This is a genomic window from Olsenella sp. CU969, assembly GCF_905219715.1.
Taxonomy (GTDB): domain Bacteria; phylum Actinomycetota; class Coriobacteriia; order Coriobacteriales; family Atopobiaceae; genus Granulimonas; species Granulimonas faecalis.
In genome coordinates this window covers 1-16,024 of sequence record NZ_CAJMXC010000041.1, presented here as the reverse complement: position 1 = coordinate 16,024, position 16,024 = coordinate 1, and the positions used below count along the sequence as shown (strand labels likewise).

The 16,024-nt window shown below is 70.9% G+C and carries 14 protein-coding genes and 1 tRNA gene; 11 read left to right on the top strand and 4 right to left on the bottom strand.

Annotated elements, in window-relative coordinates; genetic code table 11:
• The 10 genes from JX283_RS05410 to JX283_RS05370 form a co-directional block, all read left to right on the top strand.
• Window positions 1–912: NAD(P)-dependent oxidoreductase (locus JX283_RS05410; RefSeq protein ID WP_204829672.1), on the top strand; the 912-nt coding region annotated here is incomplete at its 5' end.
• 482 nt (window positions 913–1,394) lie between these two features.
• Complete coding sequence (locus tag JX283_RS05405; RefSeq protein ID WP_204829671.1) at window positions 1,395–1,961, top strand: hypothetical protein; 567 nt, start codon at window positions 1,395–1,397, stop codon at window positions 1,959–1,961.
• Between the two features lie 33 nt (window positions 1,962–1,994).
• Window positions 1,995–3,089, top strand: coding sequence for an isocitrate/isopropylmalate dehydrogenase family protein (locus JX283_RS05400; RefSeq protein WP_204829670.1), 1,095 nt, complete (start codon window positions 1,995–1,997; stop codon window positions 3,087–3,089).
• 1,049 nt (window positions 3,090–4,138) lie between these two features.
• Window positions 4,139–5,335 (top strand): 2-thiouracil desulfurase family protein, encoded by a 1,197-nt coding sequence (locus JX283_RS05395; protein ID WP_204829669.1) that lies wholly within the window; start codon window positions 4,139–4,141, stop codon window positions 5,333–5,335.
• A gap of 48 nt (window positions 5,336–5,383) precedes the next feature.
• A tRNA-Thr gene (locus JX283_RS05390) sits at window positions 5,384–5,459 on the top strand.
• 254 nt (window positions 5,460–5,713) lie between these two features.
• On the top strand, window positions 5,714–6,802 hold the full coding sequence (locus tag JX283_RS05385) for a macro domain-containing protein (protein WP_204829668.1): 1,089 nt from the start codon (window positions 5,714–5,716) through the stop codon (window positions 6,800–6,802).
• 893 nt (window positions 6,803–7,695) lie between these two features.
• The gene (locus JX283_RS05380; protein WP_204829667.1) at window positions 7,696–8,370 is read left to right on the top strand and encodes a copper homeostasis protein CutC; all 675 of its coding nucleotides are present in this window, start codon (window positions 7,696–7,698) and stop codon (window positions 8,368–8,370) included.
• The gene (locus JX283_RS08630; RefSeq protein WP_255533456.1) at window positions 8,367–8,492 is read left to right on the top strand and encodes a hypothetical protein; all 126 of its coding nucleotides are present in this window, start codon (window positions 8,367–8,369) and stop codon (window positions 8,490–8,492) included. Before JX283_RS05380 ends, JX283_RS08630 begins: the two co-directional genes overlap by 4 nt.
• A 454-nt stretch (window positions 8,493–8,946) precedes the next feature.
• Window positions 8,947–9,909 carry a DMT family transporter gene (locus tag JX283_RS05375; protein ID WP_204829666.1) on the top strand — a complete coding sequence of 321 codons (963 nt, stop codon included), beginning with the start codon at window positions 8,947–8,949 and terminating at the stop codon, window positions 9,907–9,909.
• Window positions 9,899–10,543, top strand: a complete 645-nt coding sequence (locus JX283_RS05370) for an HAD family phosphatase (protein WP_204829665.1) — start codon at window positions 9,899–9,901, stop codon at window positions 10,541–10,543. Before JX283_RS05375 ends, JX283_RS05370 begins: the two co-directional genes overlap by 11 nt.
• A gap of 679 nt (window positions 10,544–11,222) precedes the next feature.
• On the opposite strand, the gene JX283_RS05365 is transcribed toward JX283_RS05370, so the two are convergent.
• From JX283_RS05365 to JX283_RS05355, 4 genes are all read right to left on the bottom strand, one after another.
• Window positions 11,223–11,483 carry a zinc ribbon domain-containing protein gene (locus tag JX283_RS05365; RefSeq protein ID WP_204829664.1) on the bottom strand — a complete coding sequence of 87 codons (261 nt, stop codon included), beginning with the start codon at window positions 11,481–11,483 and terminating at the stop codon, window positions 11,223–11,225.
• Between the two features lie 132 nt (window positions 11,484–11,615).
• Window positions 11,616–12,539 (bottom strand): alpha/beta fold hydrolase, encoded by a 924-nt coding sequence (locus JX283_RS05360; protein WP_204829663.1) that lies wholly within the window; start codon window positions 12,537–12,539, stop codon window positions 11,616–11,618.
• Window positions 12,540–12,582: 43 nt separating this feature from the next.
• Entirely contained in the window at window positions 12,583–13,539 is a 957-nt protein-coding gene (locus JX283_RS08485; RefSeq protein WP_239652482.1) for a DMT family transporter, read from the bottom strand.
• A complete protein-coding gene (locus JX283_RS05355) occupies window positions 13,536–14,573 on the bottom strand; it encodes a low specificity L-threonine aldolase (RefSeq protein ID WP_204829662.1) in 1,038 nt (345 codons plus the stop codon). Before JX283_RS05355 ends, JX283_RS08485 begins: the two co-directional genes overlap by 4 nt.
• A 134-nt stretch (window positions 14,574–14,707) precedes the next feature.
• Between JX283_RS05355 and JX283_RS05350 the strand changes: the two genes are divergently transcribed.
• Complete coding sequence (locus tag JX283_RS05350) at window positions 14,708–15,778, top strand: branched-chain amino acid aminotransferase (protein ID WP_204829661.1); 1,071 nt, start codon at window positions 14,708–14,710, stop codon at window positions 15,776–15,778.
• Window positions 15,779–16,024: the final 246 nt, after the last annotated feature.

Genomic DNA, 16,024 nt, shown 5'->3' with positions numbered 1-16,024 from the left:
CTCCTGGACGCCGGCGCCCGGTGGGCCCCCACCCCCGCGGCGGCCTGCGAGGGTGCCCAGGCGGTCTTCACCATGGTGGGCATGCCGGAGGACGTCGAGGAGGTGTACCTGGGCCGCGACGGTCTCCTGGCCGCCGCCGAGCCGGGCACGTTCCTCGTGGACCTCACCACATCGCGCCCGGAGCTCGCCCGGGAGCTCTCCGAGGCCGCCTCGGCCATGGACGTCACGGCCTTCGACTGTCCGGTCACCGGCGGCCAGGAGGGCGCCGAGGCGGGCACCCTCACCCTCATCGCCGGCGCCACCGAGGCCCAGGCGGCCCCGCTGCTGGGCGCCCTGGAGGCCTTCTCCAGCCGCATCTTCTGGTTCGGGCGCCCCGGCGCCGGCCAGGCGGCCAAGCTCTGCAACCAGGTCTCGCTGGCGGGCGCCATGGTCGGCGCCTGCGAGGCCGTGGCGTTCGCCCGCGCCCAGGGCCTGCCCGTGGGGGAGGTCTGCGAGATGGTGGGTTCCGGCATGGGCGCCACCCGCGCCCTCGGGGCCTTCGCCGCCAAGATGGAGGAGGGCGACTGGAAGCCCGGGTTCAAGGTGTGCCACATGGCCAAGGACCTCGGCCTCGCCGTCGAGGCCGCCGACGATGAGGGACTCGCGCTCCCCGGCGCCGAGACCGTGGGCACCCTGTACCGCACCCTGGCGGCCGTGGGCGGGGCCGACCTCGGCACCCAGGCCNTCGAGGTGCTCTACGAGGAGGAGGCCGACGCCGCGGCGGCCGGCCTCGACTGGTCCCACGCGGCCCTGGACGACGAGGGCGACGGCGACGGCTGCTGCGGCGGCCACCATCACGGCGACGGCTGCTGCGGCGGCCACCACCACGGCCACGACGGCTGCGGCTGCTCCGGGGAGGGCCATGGGCACTGACGGCNTCGCCANGGCGGTGGTGGGCCTCATGCTCGCCATCTTCGGCATCGTGCTGGGCTNCGGCATCGGCAGCCGCCTCGCCGAGGAAGTGACCGACCGCAAGACCTACTGGAAGTACAACGCCGTCGCCTACGCCGCCGGCATCCTCGTCTCGGCCCTCGTCTGGGCCACGGGCTGGTCGGTGCTCGCCTTCGGCACCGTCGGCTGCCTGGGCGGCGTGATCGCCGGCCTCAAGATGGGCTACGGCGAGGCCGTGGGCCCGTGGGTCACCCACGACCGCTTCTTGGGCCTCAACACCAGGAAGGGCCGCCACCCCCGGCCCAAGAGGACCGCCTCCACCGGCACCGGTTGGGCCAGACGCAGGCCCGATGGGGAGGGGGAGTCCGATGAGCCCGAGCTCATGTCGGTCTCCGACCCCGAGAAGCGCCGCTGACAGATTGCGGGGNGCCGGCACCGAGGCGCCCAGAAAGGAGGGCCTACCCATGGCCGACAACGACATCGAGAAGCTCATCGAGGACCTCTCCGCCCCCGGCAGGCGCGCCCGCCAGGACGCCGCCCACGCGGTGGCCGCCCTCGCGGCGGAGGACCCCGCGGCCGTGGCGTCCCACGTCGAGGAGCTCTGCGACGCCCTCGAGCGCCCCGAGGCCCAGACCCGCTGGGAGGTGCTCTCCGCCCTGACCTCGCTCGCCGCGGTGGACAAGGAGGCCTGCGCCGCCGCCGTGGAGAGCGCCGAGGCGTCGCTCTTCGACGAGGACTCCTCCATGGTGCGCCTCGCCGCCTTCCGCCTCATCGTCCAGGCCGGCCTCGGGGGCGCCGAGGAGGCCGGGCGCGTNTGGCCCGTCCTCGACGAGGCGGTCCAGTGCTTCCACGGCGATCCCGAGTACCGCGACATGCTCGTGGCCCTCGTGTCGTTCGCCCAGGGCCCGGCGCCCAAGGACGNCCGCGACGCCCTCGCCGAGCGCGTCTCGTTCGACGCCGAGAAGTCCACGCTACCCTACATCAAGGCCTACTCCCAGGAGATCGTCGAGGCCGCCAAGGCCGACCGCTGACGGTCCCGCGGAGCAGAGAGAGAGGAGAGTCCCGTGACCCACGACGTCACCCTCATCCCCGGGGACGGCATCGGCCCCGAGATTGCCGCGGCCATGGAGGAGGTCGTCGCCGCCACCGGCGTCGACGTCCGATGGAGGCGCGAGCGCGCGGGGGCCCAGGTCTACGAGGAGTGCGGCACGCCGCTGCCCGACTCGGTGCTCGAGGCCGTCGCCGAGACGAAGGTCGCCATCAAGGGCCCCACCACCACCCCGGTGGGCTCCGGGTTCCGCTCCATCAACGTGGCCCTGCGCCGCGCGTTCGACCTCTACGCCTGCGTGCGGCCGTGCCTCTCCATGCCCGGGGACGGCAGTCGCTACCGCGACGTGGACCTCGTGGTGGTGCGCGAGAACACCGAGGACCTTTACGCCGGCGTGGAGTTTGAGGCCGGCACCCCCGAGGCGGGGCACATCATCGCCTCGGTGAACGAGCGCATGCCCGGAGCCATCAGGCCCTCCTCGGCTATCTCGGTCAAGCCCATCTCGCCCGAGGGTTCCGAGCGCATCGTGCGCTATGCCTTCGAGTACGCGCGCAGTCGTGGCCGCAGGAGGGTGTGCTGCGTGCACAAGGCCAACATCATGAAGGCCACCGACGGCCTGTTCATGCACGTGGCCGAGCGCGTGGCCGAGGACTATCCCGACATCGCCTTCGAGTGCCGCATCGTGGACGCCTGCTGCATGGGCCTCGTGTGCGACCCGGCGGACTTCGACGTCCTCGTGCTGCCCAACCTCTACGGCGACATCGTGAGCGACCTCTGCGCCGGCCTCATCGGCGGCCTGGGGCTCGCCCCNGGCGCCAACATCGGCAGCGAGTGCNCNATCTTCGAGGCCACCCACGGCTCGGCGCCCGACATCGCCGGCAAGGACATGGCCAACCCCACGGCCCTGNTTCTCTCGGNGGCCATGATGCTCGACCACCTGGGGGAGCCCGGCGCCGCCGACGCCGTGCGCGACGCCGTGCGCGAGGTGCTGGCAGAGGGAACGAGCGTCACGGCCGACATCCGCCGCGCCCTCACCGGCTCCGCCGAGGGGGCCGCGGGCTGCGCCGCGTACGGGCACGCCGTGGCGGAAGCCGTCAGGGCACGTGTGTAGGGTTGTGGTTCCCCTCGCACTTAAAGGGAGTTTTTGGTTTCCTATACAGAACCTGTCAAAATCATCGCATTGCATCGATGCACATGACCGAGGAGAAGGGATCCGTCTCATGGCAGACGAGAAGAAGGGCGACCTGTCGTCCCTGGGCGACGACAAGGGCGGCAAGGCCAAGGCCCCCAAGAAGCCGGCCGAGAAGCGCTTCACCGTGCCGGTGTTCGCGGTCTGCGTCGTCGCGGCGGCCGTGATCGGCGTGCTCGTGGGCAAGTTCCTGCTCGGCGGCTTTGCCGGCGGCGCCGTGACGGGCAAGACCACGCTCTCCGAGGGCGAGCTCGACAGCACCGTGGGCTCCTACGTCTACCAGGGCCAGACCCACTCCATCACCGCGCGCCAGGCCCTCGGGGCCGCCACGGGCGTGGACGCCGCCAAGCAGGACGACGGCACCTACACCATGCCCTCCGCCGACAACGTGCTCGACTACGCCCGCAACCAGGTGCTCGCCGTGGCCGTCAAGGCCGAGGGCATCGAGGTCTCCGACGAGGACATGGCCACCTACGCCAAGGACACCCTGGGCACCGACGACTATGCCAGCCTTGCAGCCACCTACGGCATGAGCGAGGACGAGGTCAAGGAGGTCGTGCGCCAGNCCGCCGGCGTCAAGCGCCTTTACGACAAGGTCGTGGGCACCGACGACTCCGCCCAGGCCCCCGAGACCCCGGCCGAGCCCGCCNAGGGCTCCGAGGACGCCGCCACCGCGGACTACGGCAAGTACATCGTGGGCCTGCTCGGCGACGAGTGGGACGCCGACAAGGGCACCTGGGCCCGCGAGGACGGCCCGTACTACGCGGCCCTCAAGGACCAGAGCTTCTCGGCCGACTCCGCCACCTACGACCAGGCCATGACGGCGTATTATGTGGCCTACCAGCAGTATTCGCAGCAGGCCAGCAGCCAGTCGGCCACGTGGAGCCAGTACGTGAACGGCCTGCTCGCCAACGCCTCGATCTCCATCGGGGAGCTGGTGTCGTAAGGCCGCTCTTCCGATTGGCTGACCCATGGACATCCTGGTGAGCAACTGTCTTCTTGGCGCCCCCTGTCGCTATGACGGGGGCGCCAAGCCCGTTGACGGGGTCATCGGGCNCTGCTCGCGCCCGGGCGTCACCGCGCACCCGGTGTGCCCGGAGTGCGCCGGGGGGCTGCCCATCCCGCGCCCGCCGGCCGAGATCCGCGACGGCCGCGTGTACCTGGAGTCTGGCCAGGACGTTACCGATGAGTTCGAGGCCGGCGCCCGGGCCACGCTGGAGACGGCGCGGCGCGTGCGGCCGGCCTTCTGCGTGCTCAAGGCCAAGAGCCCCAGCTGCGGCAGGGTCCGTGTCTACGACGGCACGTTTTCCGGCAACCTTGTGGCAGGCGACGGCATCGCCTGCGACCTGCTCGTGAAGGAGGGGTTTTTCGTGACAGACGAGAAGACGGTCGAGCGCTGCCATCCCACCATGGAGCATCCCGTGGCCATCTGCCTGGGCAGCGGCCTAGGGTCGGTGGCGAGGCTCGTGAAGCCGGTGCGCCGCATCCCGTACGCCGACATCGACGGCTTCCCCGCGGGGGCGCGCCCCGTGGCNGGCCACAGCTTCGAGGCCACCGTGGGCACGCTCGACGGCGTGCCGGTGGTGGTCTACCCGGGCCGCGTGCACCTGTACCAGGGCTACTCCGTGCGCGAGGTGACGAGCCTCGTGCGCCACGCGCACCACCTGGGCTGCCGTGACATCGTGTTCGCCGCCGCGGCCGGCGCCATCGACGGCCAGGCGCCGCTCGGCCTGGGCCTTGTGAGCGACCAGCTCAACCTCACCGGCCAGAACCCCCTCGTGGGCGACGAGGCCCTGCGTGGCGTGGACAACGCCTTCGTGGACATGAGCGACGCCTACACGCCGTACCTGCGCCAGGTGGCCAAGGCCGTGGCCGGGGACCAGGGTGTCGAGCTCTCCGAGGGCGTGCTGGCGGGCATCTCCGGCCCGAGCTTCGAGAGCCCGGCCGAGGCGCGCGCCATGGCGCTCTGCGGCGCCAGCTACACGGCGATGTCCGTGGTCAACGAAGTGGTGCTGGCCCACGCCCTGGGTATGGAGGTGCTGGGCGTTACGCTGTCGGCCAACAAGGCAGGGGCGCCCGGCGTCTCCCACGAGACCGTGCTCTCCTATGCCGAGGGCCACGGGGCGGATTTCGAGGCGCTGCTGAGGGGCGTGCTCACCAGGCTTTGACGGCCGGGGTTGAAATCCCGGGGGTGAGCCCGTATACTACGAGGTCGCGCCAGTTTAGCTCAGTTGGTAGAGCACCGCTCTCGTAAAGCGGGGGTCATCGGTTCGAGTCCGATAACTGGCTCCAGGGAAATCGCAGGTCGGAGGGTGTGTCTGCCCTCCGACCTTTTTTCTNGCACGAGTTTGCAGCGGTTTGCACATGCCGCGCTGGCCGTTTGGTACTTTTCTCTGGGAGTGGAGCCCTAAAACCACCAAACGAGTGCCCGTTTGGTGGTTTACATGAATCCGTGAATGAAAAACCACCAAACGACCTCGCCCGGGGCATGCCGGGTGCCGGGGGGGGGGTTCCGGGTCCTGCTCCGGCGCCCACAATCTGTCACCATGCAAACCAGCCCCCTGCCGTCCGAGAGGAGCCCCATGCCGTTCCAGCTGCGCCATGGCGATCTGACAGAGACCCCGGCGGACGCCCTGGTGAACGCCGCCAACGAGCGGCTGGCCCCCGGTGGGGGCGTGTGCGGGGCCATCTTCGAGGCGGCCGGCCCCGCCGAGCTCGACGCCGCCTGCCGTGCCGTGGCCCCGTGCCCCACGGGANCGGCCGTGGCCACCCCGGCCTTCAGGCTGCCGGTCGGGCACGTGATCCATGCCGTGGGCCCGCGGTGGCAAGACGGCCGCCACGGAGAGCGGGAGCTCCTGGCCTCGGCCTACCGGTCGGCCCTCGCCGTGGCGTCCTCGCTGGGCGACCGGTCGGTGGCCTTCCCCCTCATCTCCGCCGGAATCTATGGCATGCCGCNNGAGACCGCCCTCGAGCTGGCCACCGGGGCCATCACCGGCTATCTCGCCGACACCGACGACTCCCTCGCGGTCTCCCTCGTCCTTCTCGACGAGCCCGCGNCCCTGCGTCGGACCCTGCCCCCCGGCCTGACGGCCTACCTCGCCGAGCAGGGCGTCGACGTCGGGTCGTCGCNGGACCTGGACCGCTCCATGGCCTCCGGGGACACGGGCGCCTTCTTTCCCCAGGCGGCGCCCGCGATGCCGCAGGCGGCCCCCTGCGCGACTCCCCGGGACGCCGCAGTGCCGCCGAAGCGGCGGCACTGCGTCAAGGACCTGCTCTCCCGGCGCCTCGCCTCCCTCGACAAGGGCTTCTCTGATACGCTCCTCGACCTCATCGACGAGCGCGGCCTCGCCGACTCCGCCGTGTACCACCGCGCCAACATGAGCCGGCAGCACTTCTCCAAGATTNGCTCCAACCCCGACTACCGCCCGGGCAAGCCCACGGTCCTGGCCCTCGCCGTGGCGTTGGAGCTGCCCCTGGCCCAGGCCGAGACCCTCCTTGCGCGCGCCGGCTACGCGTTCAGCCCGTCGTCGGCCGCAGACGTCATCGTGCGGTGGTTCATCGAGGAGGGCCGCTACGACATCTTCGAGATCAACGAGGCCCTCTACGCCTACGACCAGCGGCTCCTCGGCGCCTGACCGCCCGCATCAACAAGGCAATATGCGAAGTGACAGATGGGCCAGGCATCGCTGTCACAAGGCACCGCTGTCACACGTTGCCGCGGCGCGATGTCGCCCGGCAGGTTACCTCCGCCNGACCGGGGCCCCGTAGGCTGTGCTCAGTCGACGGGGCGCCGCCCCAGAAGGGAGCCAGTCATGAAGGGTCACAACGAGGAGCTCGTGTTCGTCATCGACAAGAGCGGGTCCATGTCCGGGCTCGAGGCCGACACCGTGGGAGGGTACAACTCCGTGCTCGACCGCAACCGCACGGGGGAGGGGAGCGCCTGGGTCACGTGCGTGCTCTTTGACACGGGGTTCGAGGTCGTCCACGACCGCGTACCCATCGAGACCGTCGAGCCGCTCAGGCGCTCCGACTACGTCCCCGGCGGCTGCACCGCGCTGCTCGACGCTGTGGGCCGCACCATCGAGCGCGTNGCCCTTGNNCAGAGNCACTTGCCCGANNGCTTNAGGNCCGACCACACCACNTTCGCCATCATCACCGATGGCGAGGAGAACGCCAGCGGCAGCTTCACCTATCCCATGGTCAAGNNGATGATCGAGGGCAAGGAGCGCGAGGGCTGGGAGTTCCNGTTCCTGGGGGCCAATATCGACGTTGCCTCCCACGCCGCGTCCATGGGCATCCGGCCGGCCATGGCCACGAGCTACTCGGCCGACGAGACCGGCACCTGGGCGGCGTTCGACTCCTTTGCCGGCGCCGTGGCCCAGGCTAGGTCCTGCGGTGCGGTGGACGGCTCTTGGTCAGCGCCCACCAAGGCCGACGAGGGTCGCCGCCGTGGTGGAAGGGGCCACGGTCGCGGGCGCTTCTGTCGGTAGCGGGCGGTGCCGTCGCACGGCGGGTCGGCTACCCTTGGGTGAACGCCTGCATGCCGAGAGGAGCCGCCGTNAGCAGCGCCGCGCCTGACCGTCCCATAACCGTNGAGGTCTGCTGCGGGGGTGTCGCCGACGCCCTTGCGGCCGAGGAGGGCGGCGCCGGGCGCGTGGAGCTCAACGCGGCACTGCCCCTAGGCGGCCTCACGCCGGCCGTGGCCGCCGTGGAGGCGGTGCGTCGGATGACGGGGCTGCAGGTCGTGGCCATGGCCAGGCCCCGCGCCGGTGGCTTCTGCTANGGGGATGCCGACTGGTCCCAGCTCCTGGCCGAGGTGGACGCCCTGCTTGCAGCCGGTGCCCACGGGGTGGCGTTCGGCTGCCTGACGCCCGAGGGCGCCGTGGATGCCGCACGCGTCCGCGNGGTGGTGGGCCGGGCCCATGCAGCGGGGGCGGAGGCCGTCTTTCACCGGGCCTTCGACCTGGTGCTGGATGCCGACGGGGCCACGGCCATCCTCGCCGGTGCGGGGGTGGACCGCCTGCTCACGAGCGGCCAGGCGCCCACGGCCCCGGAGGGCGCGGGGCTCATCGCCCACCTGCAGGCTGCGTGGGGCGGGCGGTGCAGGTCCTGCCGGGATCCGGCGTGCGCCCGGGCAACGCGGCGGCCCTCGTGGCCGAGACGGGCGTGGGGCAGGTGCACTCGTCCTGCTCTGGATTCGTGACCGCTCCCGGCGCCGCGGCGGTGGCCCACGGTGTGGACTTCTCGGTACCGGGCTGCGGGCCGGAGCGGCTGCCCTGCGTGGACCCGGGGACGGTCCGGGAGCTGGTGGCCGTGCTGCGGTAGGGGTTGCGGGGGCGGCGTGGCGCGCGGTTTTGCGCGAAGGGCCTTCAGTGTGCGGTTCCGCTGGCATCAAGCACCGCCATTGCGCGGAAAACGGGCTTCTCGGGCCTCAAATCGCGCACTGACGGCTGTCGGTGCCAGGCTTATCGCGCATCGAGGACCTCTCGCGCCAAATCTTGAGGGGCCTTCGTGCCAGTGGCGTTGCGCATCGTGGCTCTCGTGTCGCCGCCCGGTGCATTCGCGGCGCTTACGCCTTTCGCGTCCGTCGCTGCAGCGGGCGGGGCGGGTCCCACCCGCCCACCTCGCACATGCTGCCTACCACGCACGCGCCCGCCCAGCACATCAGCATCGCAACATGCGAAGTGACAGATGGGCCAGGCACCTCTGTCACGCCGTGTCGTCGCGGGTCCCCGCTATACTGGGACGTCGACCTCGCACCCCATGTACAAGGAGGACCATGGCCCTACCCGCAGGCTTCTTCCTTCGCGCCGTCTCGTCGCCGACGGCGGCCAAGCTCATGCTCGTGGCCTGTGCCGTCATCTGGGGGTCATCGGCGTTCATGATGAAGGACGCCACCGAGTCGCTGCCGGTCTTCTGGCTCCTCGCCATCCGCTTCGGCATGNCCGCCGTCCTCATGCTCGTCGTCTTCTCCAAGAACGTCCGCGCGCACCTCGACCGCCGCACCATCGGCGTCGGGCTGCTTCTCGGCCTGTGGGAGTGGGGCGGCTACGCGGTGCAGACCGTGGGCCTCACCATGACCACCCCCGGCAAGAGCGCCTTCATCACCGGCAGCTACGTCGTCATGGTCCNCTTCATCGCCTGGGCCATGGGCANGGGCCGACCCCACCGCTGGGACCTCGCGGCGGCCGCCGTGTGCCTGGCAGGCCTCGGCTTCGTGGGGCTCGACGGCGGTGGCCTCGTCAACTTCGGCGACGTCCTCACCGTGGTGTGCGCCCTGCTCTTCGCCCTGCAGTTCGTCGAGGTGGCGCGCTGCGGCGGCGAGCTCGACATCTGGGCCCTCACGGCCTGGCAGTTCATCGCCATGTTCGGCCTGTCGGCGCTGCTCGCGGTCTTCGAGCCCGTCCCGTCGCCGGCCACCTTCACGCCGCCGCTGGTCCTGCAGCTCGTCTACTTCGGCGTCGTGTGCTCGTTNGTGAGCCTCGCCGCCATGAACTACGCCTTCACCCGTGTGCCGCCGGCGGAGGGCTCGCTCCTCGCCTGCCTGGAGTCGCCGGCGGGCGTCCTCTTCTCCGTCGTGGCCGGCCACGAGATTCTGTCGGGGCGCCTGACCCTCGGCTTCGCCCTGATATTCACCGCCGNGCTCATCTCCAACGNCTGNCCCTGGTACCGCGAGCGCCNGGCCAAGGGTGCCGAGCAACCCGAGCAACCCGNGACCCCTGGGAGGAACCATGCGTCCTGAGACCATCGAGGCCGTCTGCTTCGACTTCGACGGCACCTTGGCCGACACCGAGCCCCTCGGCATCGAGCTCGACCTCGAGGCCTACCGGTCCCTCGGNCTCGACGTGCCGCTGGAGGAGGCCCACACCGTCTGCGGCACCGACGGCAAGGCGTCCGTCGAGGCCATCCTCGCCAACCACGGGCGCCCCGACCTGACGGCCGAGAACTTCGAGGCCCGGCGCCGCCCCAGCTCCCAGAGCTACCGCTCCATGGACATCGCGGTCTTCCCCGGGGCCTTCGAGTGCGTCCGCTCGCTCAGGGCCGCCGGCGTCAAGTGTGCCGTCGTCTCCACCACGGCCGCCNGCGACCTCGCCTACGGCCTGTCGCGCATCGGCGCCATGGACTGCTTCGACGCCATGGTGGGCGGCGACATGGTGGAGCGCCGCAAGCCGGCACCCGACCCGTACCTGCTGGCCCTGTCGTTCCTGGGGGTGGACGCCTCCCACGCTATCGCTGTGGACGACTCCCCGGTGGGCATCGNGAGCGCCAAGGCCGCCGGCCTCCACGTCGTGGCCTTCACCGNCTCGCAGATCCGGCNGGACACCTCCGCNGCCGACGAGACGCTGGCCGCCTGGCCCCTCGACCTGGGGCTCTAGAGCTCCTCGGCGGGCGTGAGCCGCAGCTCGACGTCTGCGGGCAGTCGCCGCTCCAGGNATCGGCGCACGTTGAGGGAGTCNGACGCCTCGAANAACCGCTCGGCGTCNNGGCNGGCCATGCCCCCTGCCACCTTGCGGCCCACCAGGCGCTCCCTGAGGAGGGCCGGGTCCACCTCAACCCACACGGTGAGGGGGGAGAGGGGCGCCAGGCCACGCCAAGGCTCCTCGTCGAGGAGCAGGTAGTTGCCTTCCACGATGTAGGTGGGGCAGGTCACGGCCACGGTGTCTCCCACCACGTCGTGGGCAACCCGGGAATACGCGGGCCAGGGGTCGGGATGGATGAGGGCACGGCGGAGGCCGGGGAAGTCGTAGGTCTCCGGTGCCCCCTTGCGCCTCAGGAGCCCATGGGTCTCAAGCCAGGCGTTGGACCNGTGAAAGCCGNCCATGGACAGGGCGGGGACCCTCTTTCCCTCCGCCTTGCAGAGCTCCTCGAGCACCAGGGCCACCGTCGTCTTGCCCGANCCCGGCGGCCCGGCCACGAGCACGGGGCCGGGGCCGGCCAGGAGGATGCGGTGGGCCAGGGGCCTGAGGGCGCCGTCGATGTCCTCCTTGGCAAAACGGGCCGCCTGGGGCAGCCCGTTGACCGTGAGGTGGAAGGTCTCGGCAGGGACGGTGCGGCTCACAGCAGGATGAGCAGGCATACGGCGGCAAACACCACCAGGGCGGCCCACACCATGTTGGCGATGCGGATGCCGCGCTTCATGAGGGCCCGGTCGGCCGAGCGGTCGAAGGCGCAGGCCTCGCCGCTCGGGGCCGGGGTGTCGAGGTCGGGCTGGATGGGGTGGCGGTGCAGGGAGAAGTCGAAGCGCAGCTCGGACCCGCAGGTGGGACAGAAGCCCGTTTGGTCGGAGACGTCGTGGCCGCAGTTGATGCACTTCATGGGGTGCCTCTTCCCATAGGGTGCGGACAGGTATGTCAGTGGCCCCATTTTACAGTGCGATTTTCATTTGTGAACCCTTTTTGTAAGGCCGATACCACCAAGGGTCCCATTTCAAAAACCTGTGGCGGTCTGCTACACGCCGCAGGCCTCCTCGACGAAGGTCAGGACGTCGTCGAACACCTCCTNGGCCCCCTCCTCGTNGAGGATCTCGTGGCGCATGCCGGGGTAGAGCTTGCCCGACACGGTGCGGTAGCCGCGGTCGCGCAGGAATCCCTGGGCGTCGTTCCAGGCCTTCTNGCCCNAGGTGACGGGGTCGTCGGCGCCGGCGATGAACAGGATGGGCAGGTCCGGGCGGCTGACGGCCCAACCGTGGATGTCGTAGACGTCGCGCACGAGGGAGAGCAGGTTCTTGTAGCCGTTGAGGGTGAACACGAAGCCGCAGAGGTCGTCCTCGTCGTAGGCCCGCACGTTCCGCTCGTTGGCGGAGAGCCAACGCAGGGGGTGCTCGCCGGGGAGCCCCTNGCCGTAGCCCCCGAAGACCAGGCTGTTCACGAGGGGCGACTTGGCCCGGGGCCCCTTGACCATGGAGAGGGCGTTCACCAGCACCATGGCGGCGTCCTTGCCTGGNTTGTCCCCCGGGNCCCCGCACACCACGAGGCCGTCGACGGCGTCGTCGGAGTCCTTGATCAGGCTCCTCACCACGAGCGACCCCATGGAGTGGCCGAACAGCACCAGGGGGAGCCCCGGGTGGGCCGCCTCGAAGTGCTCCTGGACGCAGAGGAGGTCGCCGACGATGGCCCGGCCCGTCTCGTCCCCAAAGAACCCGAGGTCCTCGCTGCTCGCCACGGACGCCCCGTGGCCCCGGTGGTCGTGGATCACGGAGGCGAACCCGTGGTCGGCCAGCCATCCCATGAAGGGGTAGTAGCGCTCCTTGTGCTCCTCCATGCCGTGGGAGATCTGGACGAGGCCTTTTGGGCGTCCCTCGGGCACGGTCTCGGCGCAGGAGAGCCCAAGGCCGTCGAAGGGGGAGGAAAGGGTGANCAGGCGCGGTTCCATGGGACTCCTCGGATGGAAGGGGACGTGCGGTTGCGACCTCCCATCATAGGCNCCGGGGTCNGCGCCGNCCCTTGGCNGGGGTCTCCACGAGCCAGATGCCCAGGNANACCACGGCGATCGAGGCCAGGGCCGCCGCACCCAGGGGGTGCCCCTGGTCGCCCAGGGTCAGAAGGGATATGACCACGCCGAAAAGCGGCAGGGTGAAGCTGTAGGCCACCACGGNGCTTACCGGGTGCGATGCCAGAAGGACGCTCCAGACGGTGTAGGCCACGGCCGAGACGGCCACGAGCCATGCCAGGACGGCCCAGGCGCCGGCGCCGGTGGGCGGCAGGCGGCCGCCGAGGGCCCAGCCGAGGGCGGCGAGGGCGGCCCCTCCCATGACGACCTGCCATCCGGCGAGAAGCACCGGGTCGCTCTCGCGGGAGTAGCGGGAGGCCAGGACGCTCGCCACGGCGGCGAACACGGTGGCGAGGGCGAGCAGCCCCTCCCCGCCGAGGGAGAAGCCCATGGCGCCGCCCCAGTTGAAGAGGGCGAGGCCGGCCACGCCGGCGAGGGACCCGGCCACCTTGCGCCCGGTCAGGGCCTCGGTGTGGAACACGCAGGCCCCCACCACCAGCGCCACAAAGACCTCGAGCCCCTGGATGAGCGAGGCCGACACCCCGGTGGCGTGGGCGAGCCCCAGGTAGTAGCAGGTGTACTGCCCCACGGTCCAGGTGAGGCAGAGCTTGGCGGCGCTGTGGGCGCCGGCGCGGTCGAGCAGGGGAGGGACCCCAGCCTGGGCCCAGCGGAAGGCCAGGATGCAGGCGCCCGCCAGGAAGAAGCGCACGCCCGCGAAGAGCATCTGGCCCCCGGCGTCGCCGCTCCCGATGCCAAAGAGGCCGTAGCCCAGGGAGACCCCGGGCACGGCGCTTCCCCAGAGAAGGCAGCAGGCGAGGGCCCCGACCGCCAGGCCCGGGCGGGTGCCGAGGAACCCGCCGGCCCCTCTGCCCGAGGCGCTCACCGGGGCATCTCGGAGCAGAAGGCGACGAGCTCCGCCACGTCGGCCGTCTCGGTGGCCCAGGAGCACACGAAGCGCACCACCTGGCGGCCGTCGGGCAGGGTGAGGAAGATCTCGCAGCCGCAGGCGTCCTCGAGGGCACGGGCGAGCCCGGCATCCACGGTGAAGAACTGCTGGTTGGTGTCGCNTCGCAGGTAGGGCTCGTAGCCGGCGGCCATCAGGCCGTCGCGCAGGGNGAGNGCGNANTCGTCGGCNTGTNGGGCNAGGCGCCANTAGAGGCCGTCCTCGAAGGCGGCTTCGAACTGCACCCCCAGGAGGCGTCCCTTGGCCATGAGGCCGCCGCGCATCTTCTGCAGGTAGGGGAAGTCCCGCCGCAGGTCGGGGTCGCGGATCACCACGGCCTCGCCGAAGAGCATGCCGTTTTTGGTGCCCCCGATGGTGAAGGCGTCGGCCCGGCTGGCCATGTGGCCCAGCGACAGGTCGTTGGCGGGCGACTCCAGGGCAGCCCCCAGACGGGCACCGTCCACATAGACCTTGCAGCCGTGCCCCTCGGCCCAGTCGCAGACCTCGTCGAAGCGCCTGCGGTCCCACACCCCTCCGAACTCGGTGGAGTCGGTGATGTAGACCAGGGTCGGCCGGGTCATGTGGCGCCCGNAGCTGGTCTGGAACCCCCAGACGCGCTCGGCCTCCTCAACCGAGAGGAATCCGTCCCCGTCGTGGGTGGGGAGCACCGTGCGCCCGCAGGCCCCGACGGCCCCGGTCTCGTGGGTGTTGATATGGGCGTCGGGGGTGCAGACGACCCCCTCGAAATCACGGAGCATGCCTGCCACGCAGATGAGGTTGGCGCTGGTGCCGCCGACGCAGAACTCCACCGCGGCGTCGGGCTGGCCGCAGGCCTCGCGGATGAGGGCCCGGGCCCGCTCGGTGTGGGGGTCGCCCTCGGTGTAGCCCACGGTCTGCTCGCCGTTGGTGTCCACGAGGGCCGCCAGGATCTCGGGGGCGGCCCCCTCGGAGTAGTCGTTCTTGAAGCTGCGCATGGTCCTCCCTGCTGCCGGGCGTCTGGTGGCACGGGGCTAGTATAGCGACCNGGGCCATGGTCCCCCCATTGCNGCCGAGGCCATGGTTGCGCCTCTGTGACGGGGCCCGTCGGGGGGCGGCTCGGCGCCGTAGAATGGCCCGAAGCCGGCAAACGAGAGGACCTGCCATGGAGAAGAAGGACATCGACTGGGGCGAGCTCACCTTCAGCTACCAGCCCTGCGACTACAGCTATGTCTGCGACTACGAGAANGGCGCCTGGGGCGAGGGCGGGCNCACNGCCGACNACACCGTCACGCTCTCGGAGTGCGCGGGCATCCTTCACTACTGCCAGGAGTGCTTCGAGGGCCTCAAGGCCTACACCACCGAGGACGGCTCCATCGTGTGCTTCCGCCCCGACCTCAACGCCCGCCGCATGGCCGACTCGGCCGAGCGCCTCGTCATGCCGCCGTTTCCCGAGGACCGCTTCGTGGACGCCGTGAGGCAGGTCGTGGCCGCCAACGCCGCCTGGGTGCCTCCCTTCGGCTCCGGCGCCACGCTCTACGTGCGCCCCATGATGTTCGCCACCGGCGAGGTCATCGGCGTTCGCCCCGCCGACAGGTACNAGTTCCGCATCCTCGTGACGCCCGTGGGCCCCTACTTCAAGGGCGGTGTGAAGCCCATCACCATCTGCGTGTCCGAGTACGACCGCGCCGCGCCCCACGGCACCGGCAACATCAAGGCCGGCCTCAACTACGCCATGAGCCTCTACCCCTACGAGAAGGCCCACGAGAGGGGCTTCTCGGAGAACCTCTACCTCGACTCCGCCACCCGCACCTACGTGGAGGAGACCGGCGGCGCCAACGTGTTGTTCGTGGACGGGGAGGGTCGCCTCGTGGTGCCCCAGTCCGCCACGGACTCCATCCTGCCCTCCATCACCCGCCGCAGCCTCGTCTCCGTGGCCCGGGACATGCTCGGCATGGAGGTCGTGGAGCGCCCGGTGCGCTTTGACGAGGTGGACGGCTTTGTGGAGTGCGGCCTTTGCGGCACCGCCGCGGTGATCAGCCCCGTGGGCCGCATCGTCGCCGGCGACCACGAGGTGGTGTTCAACGGCGGCGCCGACGAGATGGGCCCCGTCATGACCAGGCTCCGCGACACCCTCACCGGCATCCAGGCCGGCACCGTGGAGGCGCCCGAGGGCTGGATCGTCCAGATCCCGGTGGAGTAGGGGCCGGTAGGGGCCGCGCCGCCGGGCGTGACAGCGGTGCCTGGCCCATCTGTCACTTCGCATATTTCTCTGTTGATGTTCGGCGGGAACTGGGGTGCCGGTGCGCGCCGGGGTGCCCTCGAGGGNCGGGCGCGCCCGTGGGCGTACCGGCACCCCTCCTCTCGCTGGGACGGGACGCCAGTTGGGACAAAAGTGCCCGACCACTGGGACAAAAGTGTCCGGGTGATGGGACAGTCAGTAGCTGGC

Bases quoted from the DNA above. Each gene is read 5' to 3' on its own strand.
- JX283_RS05365 (WP_204829664.1), bottom strand. From the start codon at position 11,483: ATGAAGTGCATCAACTGCGGCCACGACGTCTCCGACCAAACGGGCTTC.